Raw genomic sequence first — 10,125 nt, forward strand, 5'->3', positions numbered from 1 at the left:
CGGATGCCCGGGCTGCGGGCCCGCCAGGCGAACCTGCGCAGCCAGCTCGACGCCCTGCAGGCCCAACTCGCTGACCGCGAGGCCTACCTGAAGCTCGCCGACGATCTGGAAGGCTTCCTCGCCCGGCTCCACCACAACGCGGTCACCGCCGACGTCGAAGAACAACAGCGCGTTCTGCGGCTCCTGGTCAAGGACGTCCTGATCGGACCCGAGAAGATCACCATCCGGCACCGGATCCCTCTCCGCGAGCCCGGTCCTGCCACCCGGCACCGAGATCCGCACACCGACACGGAGAGTGACACGGCGGGCGACCGCGGGCCGAGTTATCTATTGCGTTGGGGGCGTGCTGTCCCCACTGCTGGCAAACATCGCCCTGTCGGCGCTCGATGAGCACCTGCACGGGCCCTGGGAACCAGGTGGGACGATGGCCACCGAGGGCAAGCGCGCCTACCGGCGCCGCAAGGGTCAACCCACGTGGCGGGTCGTCCGCTACGCGGACGACTTCGTCGTCCTGGTGCACGGCACCGAGGCCGACACCGCGGCACTGCGCGAGGAAGTCGCCGACGTGCTCGAACCACTCGGTCTGCGTCTGTCGCAGGCCAAGACCCGGATCACGCACCTGAGCGACGGGTTCGACTTCCTGGGTTTCCGCATCCAGTGGAAACGCAAGGGAGGCACGACCAAATGGCACGTCTACACCTTCATCGCGGACCGGCCCATCCGGTCGCTGAAGGCGAAGATCCGTGCTCTGACAGGCAGGACATCGCAGCAGGATCTCGCCGCCGTGCTGATCAGACTCACTCAGATCATGCGCGGTTGGGCCAACTACTTCAAGCACGCTGTCGCCAAGCATGTCTTCACGAAGCTTGACGCCTTCGTGTGGTGGCGTCTGATCCGCATGCTGCGGGAACGTCACCACTGGAGTTGGGGCGATGTCCGCCGCCGGTTCACCACCCCCACCGGGCGGTGGTTACCGATCACGGCGGACGGGATCGAACTGTTCCAGATCGCATCGGTCACGGTCAGCCGTTACCGATACCGGACCAGCACGATCCCCAACCCATGGCAGCCTGCGAACCCCCGTCTGACGGCAGAAACCGTGGAGAGCCCGTTGCGTTGAGAGGCGCACGGCGGGTTCGGCGAGAGGTCCGGAGAAACGGACCGGGAGCAATCCCGGCACCGCGCTCCGGGCCTACTCAGCGGTGCCAGAAAGTCATGACGGCGACAAAGATGCCGTCGAGCATGAACCCGCAGGTCCGCGCACCACAGCGGTCGTCCCCCGGAGTCGGCCGATCGGCCCGGTGTCTGTCCGTGACAGTCCGGCGCGACAAGCCCAGCGACCCCGATGCGCTGCCATCCGCTTCGAAGCATCGAGGTCAGAGCACCGGCCGCAGCGGTGTCCCGCCGGTTCTGCACGAGGATGTCGAGCACGGTGCCGTCGGCGTCCACGGCCCGCCACCGGTACTTCGGTTCGCCGTTGATCTTGATGAAGACCTCGTCCAGGTGCCATTTATCCCCGGGCCGCGGCCGGCGGCGGCGCAGCGCGCCGGCGTAGGCCTGCCCGAACTTCGCGCACCAGCGCCGGACCGTCTCGTGGGAGACGAGCACACCGCGCCCGGGCATCAGCTCCTCCACCTCACTGAAGCCGAACGGGAAGCGGAAGTACAGCCACACGCAGTGAGAGATCGCCTCGACCGGGTACCGATGCCCCCCGTACGACGGCGCGCTGCCCACGGACGACCCCTCCCAGCCCGATCAACCAGAAGATCACCCCACCCGGTCAGTCAACGTGCCAGTGCCCGTATTCGTACTGGACGGGCTGCGGATGCCGTAAGAAGAAGTACACGGTCTACGTGTACTACCGCACCACCCCGGCGCCCGACGGGAAACCGCTGGGTGTGACTACCGCCTACATCAACCGGACCGGGTGACCTCCAGGAGGGAGAAAGTCTCAGCGAATGAACGCACCTGACTCGCCCGACGTGCTCATCCGCTCGGTCGCCGAGAGCATCGCGCGTCGGCTGGCGGGAGAGAAGGGACCTGTAGGGGCACTGCGGTCGGTCGTCCACATGGTCGACAACGACGAGGCCGAACTGGCCGTGGACGATCTCGTGCGAGTGATCGAATATTTCGGCATCCCCATCCTTCGGTCGGAATACGATCAACTCGTCTCGGTAGCCACGCAACTGGATTCGATGGACTCACTCACCGAGACCGGAATCGATCGATTCATCAGTGGATGACACGTCCGACATAGACCGTTCATGAAGATCCACCAGTCCACCCGGAACCTGCGGACCGGGCATGGTCGCCACGAACGGCCGTGAACCGTCGAGCCTGTGCGAAGACTCGGCGGTTCACCGACATCGTGCTGTTGTCTCGGAAAACCATCCGCCTGCCGTCCTCTGTACCGGGTGTACGCCCGACGACGGCAGACCGGGGCGCGTATCGGGTCGTGATCAATGAGCACCGCAGCTTCCGGGGCGGGTGCCCCGTCGGGGGTACGGGGCCCGGCGATCTGCGGCCGCGCCGTGTGGGCGCGAGTGACCGGAGGCGATGCCGCAGGCAGGCAGCGGGGCCCGAGGACCCCGGCTGCGTGCCCGCCGGGACGGTCCGTCAGACCATGGCAAGCCGGTCCACCAGCAGTTCCGTCCTCCGCTCGGTGTCCTCCGGCGGCAGCCGTCCCGCCCGGGTCAGGGTCGCCAGCCCGTGCAGGGCCGCCCAGAACACCTCGGTGAACAGTGCCGGGTGGACGCCGTCCCCGGCGACCTCGCCGAGGCTCTCCAGCAGGGCGGCGAAGGCGTCCTGCAGAGGCTCCGGGGTGTCCTCGTTGGCGAACGCCAGGCCGCCGTCGAGCTGGAACATGGCGTCGTAGACCGCCGGGTTGCGTGCGGCGAAGTCGAGGTAGGCGCGGGCGAGGGCGGTGACCCGGGCGCGCGGGCAGTCCGCGGCGGAGGCCGCGGCTCGCAGCAACGCGGCCATCTCGGCGGCACCTTCGAGGGCGACGGCGCCAATGATCTCGCGCTTGCCGCGGAAGTGGCTGTAGAGGACGGGCTGGCTGTACTCGATGCGCTCGGCGAGCCGGCGGGTGGTGACCGCGTCCCAGCCCTGCTGCTCGGCGAGTTCGCGGGCCGTCGCCACGATGAGGCGCTCGCGGTCCGCCCGTTCGCGTTCCTTGCGTTCCTGTACCGACATGATTCAATTCTAGCATCGCTAGACAATCAAGCGGCAGCAGTACTAGCGTTACCTCATTGTCTAGCAGCGCTAGATCCCAGGAGGGGTCATCATGCTCAACGCACTCGAGGTCGTCACCACCGTGGTCGTCGGCTTGATGGTGGGGGTGGAGTTCTCCGTCGCCTTCGTCATCAACCCGATCCTCAACGGACTCCCCGAGGACAGCGGCGTGCTCGGCCGCGCCCACGGGGCCCGGATGCTCGGCGCCGTGATGCCGGTCTGGTACATCGCCTCGCTCGTCCTCGTCGCGGTCTGGGCCATCGCCGGATGGCACCACCCCGGCACCGGCCTCGTCGTCACCGCCGCCGCGCTGCTGATCCTCAGCGTGATCATGTCGCTCCTGCTGCTCGTCCCGATCAACAACCGGGGCAAGACGTGGACCCCCGAGAACCGGCCCGAGGACTGGAAGGAGCAGAAGAACCGCTGGGACCGCTTCCACTACGTCCGCGTCGCCGTCATCATCGCCGCCTTCACCCTGCTGGTCGCCGCCCTCACCTGAGCCCGCGGGCGACACCGCGCTGGTGGCGCGCAATCCCCACTCCCCGGGCGGCAGCGGGCCACCGAACTCCCGACATCCGGGAATGCGGCTGACGCCGAGAGCCCACAACTGCGATCCCGACAAGCTACGCCCCTCGATGACCTGCGCGGCTCTCGGCTCTGGTTCGGGTGAGGTCTTTGATCCAGATCACGACTCTGGTACGCAATTCTCTGCGGCTGCTTGACCGGTAGGTGGTGATCGTTCCTGCGGTCGTTACGTCTTGTCCGGCCATGGAGGGTGGGTTGTGATGTCGTTGCGGCCGATGGGGCTGCCGCCGGTCCCGGAGCAGACAGTACGGGTCGCGCGGGCGGCGTTCCCGCAGGGGAGTGTGGCGATCCGGGTGCGGGACCGGCTCAGGGAGGTCTTCACCGATGAGCCGTTCACCGAGGCGTTCGGGGTGCGTGGGACGCCGGGTCTGTCACCGGGGGTGCTGTCGCTGGTTACGGTGTTGCAGTTCGCGGAGAATTTGACCGACCGACAGGCCGCAGCGATGGCGATACGGGCCATCGACTGGAAGCACGCCCCGGCCTGGAGCTGACGGACACCTGCTTCGACCACAGTGTGCTGCCCCGGTTCCGGGCCCGCCTGGTCGGCAACGGCATGGAGCGTGTCGTCTTCGACCGGCTCCTTGAGTACTGCGTTGACGCCGGGCTGGTGGCCGCGGGAGGAAAGCAGCGCACCGATTCCACTCATGTGGTCAGCTCGGTACGGGACTTGAACCGGTTGGAGCTGGCCGGGGAGAGCGTGCGGGCTGCGCTGGAGGCGCTGTCGGTCGCGGCACCGGACTGGCTGGCCCGAGCCGTGGACGTGCCGGAGTTCGCCCACCGCTACGGACCTCGGGTCGACAGCTGGAAACTGCCCGGCTCCAAGGTCAAGCGCGACCAGTTGTCCCAGGTCTACGGCCAGGACGCGTTGCGGCTGTGCCGAGCCGCCTGGTCGCCCGCCGCGCCGGCCTGGCTGCGGGAGATCGGGGCCGTGGACATCATGCGCCAAGTCCTCGTGCAGACCTACACCGTCCGCACCAGCAGCCGGGGCAAGAACGGAGATCCCGTCCATGACCACGCCCCCCACCCCACCCCCACCACGCCAGGACTCGGACTGACCGACCTGCCCGCGAACGGCGACACCGTCCTGGTCGCCGGAGACGGCGGCCTCATCGGCAGCTACGCCGCCCGCGAGTACACCCGACTGGGGTGGACCGTCCACGGCGTGAGCCGCCGTGCCCTCGACGACGCGCCCTGGCAGCACCACAGCGTCGACCTGCTCGACGCCGAGAGCGCGACGACCGGCCTCGCCGGCCTCGGCGACGTCACGCACCTCGTCTTCGCCGCCTACATCGAGAGGCCGACCGACGCCGAACTCATCGAGGTCAACGACGCGCTCCTGCGCAACACCCTCGACGCACTGCGGGCCGCCGGCGCGCCGCTCCGCCACGTCACGCTCTATCAGGGCGGCAAGGCGTACGGCCACCACCTCGGGTACTTCACGACGCAGGCGAAGGAGAGCGACCCACGGCTCGTCGCCCCGCACTTCTACTCCACCCAGGAGGACCTCCTGCGGCAGGCCGCCGCCGAACGGGGTTTCGCGTTCACCGCGCTGCGCCCCGAGGGGGTGACCGGCTATGCGACCGGAAACCCGATGAACCTCCTGCTCGTCATCGGGATCCACGCCGCGATCTGCAAGGAACTCGGCCTGCCGATGCGGTTCCCCGGCACCCGCGCCGCCTACGACGTGCTGTACCAGACCACCGACGCCGAGCTGCTCGCCCGGGCGACCGTGTGGGCAGGCTCAGCCGGGACCGCCGCCGATCAGGTCTTCAACGTGATCAGTGCCAGGTCAGGGGGTCAGGCTGAAGCTGGCCCTGGACGACCCGGCCGACGACCTCGCCACCCCGGCAGCCGCTCACCGTATCTGGACACGTACCTGCGTCCGTGCACGGTGGATCTGCCGGCCAGCCCCGCGGCGTTCACGGTCCCGGGCGCCCGCCGCTGATCCTGCGGGCAGGCCTCGGCCGCCACGCCCTTCGGGCCACACCCGAGGCATCGGCCTGGGCCGGCCCGCCTGTGCCGCGCTCGCTCGGGTACCTCTGCCGCGGGCGCTCCGACGTGCGGTCGGTAACTGTTGGAGCGGGCAACGGTGTCCGCAGAATGACTGCATGGTCTCGACTTCCAGAACCTGCGCCGGTGCCGACGGCGATCCGATACGAATTCGTCTCACGGCGGCAGCTGCCGCGTCGGTGATCGTCGGCGCGGGGCTGGGCCTCCGGGCGACGACGGGGGGAGGGGCGGCCAAGTACGGCGGGGACGCCCTGTACACGCTTCTGCTGTTCGCCCTCGTCCTTCTCGTGGCGCCGCGGTTGACACCGCTGAAGGCCGGTGGAGTCGCCCTGGCCGTGAGTTGGGGCGTCGAGTTCTTGCAGCTCAGTGACCTGCCGTCGGAGCTCTCCCGGCACAGTACGGCTGCCCGCCTGATCCTCGGCTCCACCTTCAACGCACCGGACCTGTTCTGGTATGCGGTCGGCGCGGTGGCCGGCTGGCTCGCCGTATGCCTGGCGCGAGGCGCCGGGGCGCACAGGCCCGGTTCCCGCGTGAGAATCCGCCGGGGCTGATGGCGACGTACTCGGTGAACAGTCCCTGCAGCCGACGCACGCTCCTGCAGCCGTCGCCGGGCCCACCCGGGCAAGACCGTCCTGGACACCCGGTCACAGCCAGCCGGAGCGCTGTGCCTGCAGGGCCATCTGGAAACGGTTCGCGGCGCCGAGACGGGCCATCAGGATCTGGAGGCGGCGGAACAACGTACGGCGGCTGATGCCCAGTTCGCGGGCGATGACGTCGTCCGTCGCGCCGCCGGCAAGGAGGCGCAGCAGGCGACGGTCGGCGGGTGGGAGGCCGGCGGGGCGGGTGGTGAGGCCGTGGATGGGGAGGGCGTTCTGCCACGCCTGCTCGAACAGGGCCGTCAGCGCGGAGAGCAGGCCGCACGGCTGCACCACCAGCATGGTGTTGTGTATGTCTGCTTCCTTGATCGACAGCGACACCAGGGCGTACGCCTCATCGATGATCAAGAGCTTGACCGGCACCGACGGCAGCACCCTGGCCTGCTCTCCCGCCTCGATGCAGGGTTCGATGACGTCGTTCAGGTGGCCGGGATGCTCCAGTGACTCCCTCGAGTAGACGACGCGCTGCGTCACCCCGCGGGCCAGCGTCGCCAAGGCATCGTCGGTGGCGCCGACCAGAGGGGCGTACGGCGGGGACTCGAACTGCCGGATCTGCTCGCGGGCGCTGGCCCACGCGTGGCGCATCCTGGGACCGATGGCTTCGCCGGTGACGACCTCGACGAGGTCGTCGTTGTAGGCGGCGAGCCGTCGGCGCCGGAACGACTCGAAGGCGCCTCCGACGGCGATGCGCGACTCCTCGAGCTCGGCCGCCCGGTGCCGGGCGAGGATCTCCAGGCCCGCGGCGGGCGGCACCGGGGCCACCACGTCCCCGTCCCCGGCTGCAGCACTGGCCAGTCCGGCGTCGGCCAGTTCGCCGTACGCCGCGGCGAACTCGGCCCCGCCCAGCCCGGCCGCCGCGCTGATCGCGCTCAGCGGAGCGGGGGCCAGTTCCAGCAGGGCCAGGTAGACCCGGCACGCCTTGTGACCGAGTCCCAGCAGCCGGAGGGCCTCGCCGAGTTTTGCGTTCGCCATGGGCACATTATCGACGTTTTCCGCCCGGGCCTGTGGCCGGTCTGTGCCACTGGCACTGTTCGGCCCCAGCGACCGCCGCGCGGCGGTACCGTCCGGGAGCCGCCGCGGACCGGCGGCGCCGATGAACCTCATGGAAGCCCAACGGAAGAAGGTGCACGACGTGGCTGACCGTCGGAAGAACGGCCTCTACCCGGGGATCTCCGCAGAGCTGTCCGCTCTGATGCGGACGGGCTGGGCGGACACCGAACGACAGGACCTCCAGCTCGCCGAGCAAGCCCCGCACGCGGCCCGCCGCCGCGCCGCGCTCTCCGCGCGGTTCCCCGGCGAACGCCTCGTGATCCCCTCGGGGAACCTCAAGGTCCGCTCGAACGACGACACCTACCCCTTCCGGCCGTACACGGGCTACGTGCACATGGCCGGCGACCAGGTCCGGGACGGCGCGCTCGTCCTGGAACCCCGCGCCGACGGCGGCCATGACGCCTACTGCTATCAGCTGCCGCGGGACAGCAGGGACGACGACGAGTTCTGGACGGGCGCCCACGCCGAACTGTGGACGGGTCGGCGACGCTCACTCGCCGAATCGGAGCGCGTACTCGGCATGCCGTGCCGCGACGTCCGCACCGCGGCTGCCGACCTGGCCGCCGCCTCCGGCCCGCCGACCCGGATCGTCCGCGGGATCGACCCCTCCATCGAGGCCGCCGTCACCACCGACGCGGAGCGGGACGCCGAACTGGAAGAGGCGCTCAGCGATCTCCGCCTCGTCAAGGACTCCTGGGAACTCGGGGAACTGCGCAAGGCGGTGGACTCCACCGTGCGCGGTTTCACCGACGTCGTCGCAGAAATCTCCCGGGCGATCGCGTCGTCGGAGCGGTGGATCGAGGGCACCTTCTTCCGCCGGGCGCGCCTCGAGGGCAACGCCGTGGGCTACGGCTCGATCTGCGCCGCCGGTGAGCACGCCACGATCATGCACTGGACGGACAACGACGGCCCGGTGCGCCCGGGAGACCTGCTGCTGCTTGACGCCGGCGTGGAGACACACTCCCTCTACACCGCCGACGTCACCCGCACGCTGCCGATCAGCGGCACTTTCACGCCCCTGCAGCGCGAGATCTACGACGCGGTGTACGAGGCCCAGGAGGCCGGTATGGCGACGGTCAAGCCAGGCGCCCCGTACCGCGACTTCCACGAGGCGGCCCAGCGCCACCTGACGGCGCGGCTGGTCGAGTGGGGCTTCATCGAGGGCCCCGTCGACCGGGCGTACGAACTCGGCCTGCAGCGCCGCTTCACCATGGCCGGCACCGGTCACATGCTGGGCCTGGACGTCCACGACTGCGCGCAGGCCCGCACGGAGGACTACGTCGGCGGTGTGCTGGAGTCGGGCATGTGCCTGACCGTCGAACCGGGCCTGTACTTCCAGGCGGACGACCTGACGGTGCCCGAGGAGTGGCGCGGCATCGGCGTCCGGATCGAGGACGACCTGGTCGTCACCGACGAAGGCCACGAGAACCTGTCGGCGGGCCTGCCGCGCGCCGCGGACGAGGTCGAGGCATGGATGGCGCGCTTCGCGGGCTGAGTGATGACGGCGGCTTCGGCGGAGTGCGCACGCTACGAGGTTCTTCGCAACTGGTACCCGGAGCCGTAGACCGGGAAGACGTGCTGAAGGTCGGTCGGAGCGAACAGTTGCTGTGTGTTCGCGTCGGTGATGACCGGCTTCAGCTCACCGTGCACCGTGATGACGCGCTTGAGGACGCCGACCAGGACGCCCAGACCCATGGAGTCGATGAACTTCACTCCGCGCAGGTCGATGATGGAACGGCGGCATCCGTCCGCAAGCCGCTCGATCATGTACTGCTTGATGACCGACACGGAGTACACGTCCACCTCCCCGAAGACCTCCACGACGGTCCAGCCGTCGACGTCGCTGCAACCGATCTCGGTTGGCGGTTCCATACGTACCCGACGGCAAAGCCCTGGGGGGAGGTTGCGCCCGCACGTTCGTTCTGCATCTCGGAGAAAGTTCGCCCAACCCGGCCGTGAAGAGCCTCTTCACGGCCCCCGGTAGGGCGGGGACCGAGGGCGGGGGGGTGGGCTCGTCTGCCTCTTCTCCAGGCGTCCGGCAAGGCACCTGTGGCTTCGGACGTATGTCCTGAGCTGGTCTTCCGCTGCTTTCGACCCTACGCTCCCGCTTGGGCTCACCAGTACGGACGGTCGGTGTGCCGGAACCCGACGGCGGGCACTTCGACGGCGGTACGGGTCGCCTCGTCGGGCATACCGGCGATGGCCTTGATCCCGTAGATACTGTCCAGGTCGGCGACCGACTCGTCCAGCCGTCCCTTGCCGGCCGGCCCGGTGGGGCTCTCCTTGAGCATCAGTGCCTGGCCCAGGAACAGCACGGTGGCGACGAGCGAGTCCGAGCCGACCGACCGGCGCCAGATGTCGGCGTCGACGTCCAGGGTGAAGAAGACCAGGGCCAATACGAGGTTGCTGGTGGCGACGTACCAGGCGGCCTGCCACAGGTTCAGCCGGCGGCCCCGCTTCGCGGGCGTGTCTCGTCGGGTGCCGGTGCGACGAACCTCGGACGCTCCGCCACCGTCATGGCTTCACCCGGTCCGTCAACTCGTCGTCGACGGGGATGCCCAGTCGGCCGGCCACGGTGGTGAGGGCCGTG

The 10,125-nt window shown here is 69.3% G+C and carries 13 protein-coding genes; 8 read left to right on the forward strand and 5 right to left on the reverse strand.

Annotated features, from left to right (window positions below; translation table 11 throughout):
- Both ACFP2V_RS22885 and ACFP2V_RS22890 read left to right on the forward strand, forming a co-directional pair.
- The coding region (locus ACFP2V_RS22885) for a hypothetical protein (protein WP_381215560.1) at window positions 1-390 on the forward strand (390 nt) is incomplete at its 5' end.
- Entirely contained in the window at window positions 344-1,120 is a 777-nt protein-coding gene (locus ACFP2V_RS22890; protein ID WP_381215563.1) for a group II intron maturase-specific domain-containing protein, read from the forward strand. The genes ACFP2V_RS22885 and ACFP2V_RS22890, both read left to right, overlap by 47 nt.
- Here the strand turns inward: ACFP2V_RS22890 and ACFP2V_RS38705 are convergent.
- Window positions 1,030-1,734, reverse strand: a complete 705-nt coding sequence (locus ACFP2V_RS38705; protein WP_465269209.1) for an IS6 family transposase — start codon at window positions 1,732-1,734, stop codon at window positions 1,030-1,032. The genes ACFP2V_RS22890 and ACFP2V_RS38705 overlap by 91 nt on opposite strands.
- Window positions 1,735-1,958: 224 nt before the next feature.
- On the opposite strand from ACFP2V_RS38705, the gene ACFP2V_RS22900 reads away from it, so the two are divergent.
- The gene (locus ACFP2V_RS22900; protein ID WP_381215566.1) at window positions 1,959-2,243 is read left to right on the forward strand and encodes a hypothetical protein; all 285 of its coding nucleotides are present in this window, start codon (window positions 1,959-1,961) and stop codon (window positions 2,241-2,243) included.
- 373 nt (window positions 2,244-2,616) lie between these two features.
- Here the strand turns inward: ACFP2V_RS22900 and ACFP2V_RS22905 are convergent, their stop codons facing one another.
- On the reverse strand, window positions 2,617-3,195 hold the full coding sequence (locus ACFP2V_RS22905; RefSeq protein WP_381215569.1) for a TetR/AcrR family transcriptional regulator: 579 nt from the start codon (window positions 3,193-3,195) through the stop codon (window positions 2,617-2,619).
- A gap of 91 nt (window positions 3,196-3,286) precedes the next feature.
- Here ACFP2V_RS22905 and ACFP2V_RS22910 point away from each other — a divergent pair, with 91 nt between their 5' ends.
- The 4 genes from ACFP2V_RS22910 (at window position 3,287) to ACFP2V_RS22925 (ending at window position 6,380) form a co-directional block, all read left to right on the forward strand.
- The gene (locus ACFP2V_RS22910; protein ID WP_381215572.1) at window positions 3,287-3,733 is read left to right on the forward strand and encodes an anthrone oxygenase family protein; all 447 of its coding nucleotides are present in this window, start codon (window positions 3,287-3,289) and stop codon (window positions 3,731-3,733) included.
- A gap of 286 nt (window positions 3,734-4,019) precedes the next feature.
- A complete protein-coding gene (locus ACFP2V_RS22915) occupies window positions 4,020-4,310 on the forward strand; it encodes a transposase (RefSeq protein WP_381215575.1) in 291 nt (96 codons plus the stop codon).
- Window positions 4,311-4,333: 23 nt separating this feature from the next.
- Window positions 4,334-5,764, forward strand: a complete 1,431-nt coding sequence (locus ACFP2V_RS22920) for an NAD-dependent epimerase/dehydratase family protein (protein ID WP_381215578.1) — start codon at window positions 4,334-4,336, stop codon at window positions 5,762-5,764.
- A gap of 163 nt (window positions 5,765-5,927) precedes the next feature.
- Complete coding sequence (locus ACFP2V_RS22925; protein ID WP_381215581.1) at window positions 5,928-6,380, forward strand: ribosomal maturation YjgA family protein; 453 nt, start codon at window positions 5,928-5,930, stop codon at window positions 6,378-6,380.
- Window positions 6,381-6,473: 93 nt separating this feature from the next.
- On the opposite strand, the gene ACFP2V_RS22930 is transcribed toward ACFP2V_RS22925, so the two are convergent.
- The gene (locus ACFP2V_RS22930; protein ID WP_381215584.1) at window positions 6,474-7,457 is read right to left on the reverse strand and encodes a helix-turn-helix transcriptional regulator; all 984 of its coding nucleotides are present in this window, start codon (window positions 7,455-7,457) and stop codon (window positions 6,474-6,476) included.
- Window positions 7,458-7,617: 160 nt separating this feature from the next.
- Between ACFP2V_RS22930 and ACFP2V_RS22935 the strand changes: the two genes are divergently transcribed.
- On the forward strand, window positions 7,618-9,030 hold the full coding sequence (locus ACFP2V_RS22935) for an aminopeptidase P family protein (RefSeq protein ID WP_381215587.1): 1,413 nt from the start codon (window positions 7,618-7,620) through the stop codon (window positions 9,028-9,030).
- A 32-nt stretch (window positions 9,031-9,062) separates the two neighbouring features.
- Here ACFP2V_RS22935 and ACFP2V_RS22940 read toward each other — a convergent pair whose 3' ends face one another.
- Both ACFP2V_RS22940 and ACFP2V_RS22945 read right to left on the reverse strand, forming a co-directional pair.
- Window positions 9,063-9,407: an STAS domain-containing protein gene (locus ACFP2V_RS22940; protein WP_381215590.1), complete on the reverse strand. Its 345-nt coding sequence runs from the start codon at window positions 9,405-9,407 to the stop codon at window positions 9,063-9,065.
- A gap of 242 nt (window positions 9,408-9,649) precedes the next feature.
- Window positions 9,650-9,931: a hypothetical protein gene (locus tag ACFP2V_RS22945; protein ID WP_381215592.1), complete on the reverse strand. Its 282-nt coding sequence runs from the start codon at window positions 9,929-9,931 to the stop codon at window positions 9,650-9,652.
- Window positions 9,932-10,125 lie beyond the last annotated feature (194 nt).

It is taken from the genome of Streptomyces incanus (assembly GCF_042656345.1).
GTDB classification, from domain to species: Bacteria; Actinomycetota; Actinomycetes; order Streptomycetales; family Streptomycetaceae; genus Streptomyces; species Streptomyces incanus.

What these genes read in the sequence shown, in the direction of transcription:
- ACFP2V_RS22900 (WP_381215566.1), top strand. Translation starts at nt 1,959, where the DNA reads ATGAACGCACCTGACTCGCCCGACGTGCTCATCCGCTCGGTCGCCGAG.
- ACFP2V_RS22910 (WP_381215572.1), top strand. Translation starts at nt 3,287, where the DNA reads ATGCTCAACGCACTCGAGGTCGTCACCACCGTGGTCGTCGGCTTGATG.
- ACFP2V_RS22925 (WP_381215581.1), top strand. Translation starts at nt 5,928, where the DNA reads ATGGTCTCGACTTCCAGAACCTGCGCCGGTGCCGACGGCGATCCGATA.
- ACFP2V_RS22905 (WP_381215569.1), bottom strand. Translation starts at nt 3,195, where the DNA reads ATGTCGGTACAGGAACGCAAGGAACGCGAACGGGCGGACCGCGAGCGC.
- ACFP2V_RS22915 (WP_381215575.1), top strand. Translation starts at nt 4,020, where the DNA reads ATGTCGTTGCGGCCGATGGGGCTGCCGCCGGTCCCGGAGCAGACAGTA.
- ACFP2V_RS22940 (WP_381215590.1), bottom strand. Translation starts at nt 9,407, where the DNA reads ATGGAACCGCCAACCGAGATCGGTTGCAGCGACGTCGACGGCTGGACC.
- ACFP2V_RS22930 (WP_381215584.1), bottom strand. Translation starts at nt 7,457, where the DNA reads ATGGCGAACGCAAAACTCGGCGAGGCCCTCCGGCTGCTGGGACTCGGT.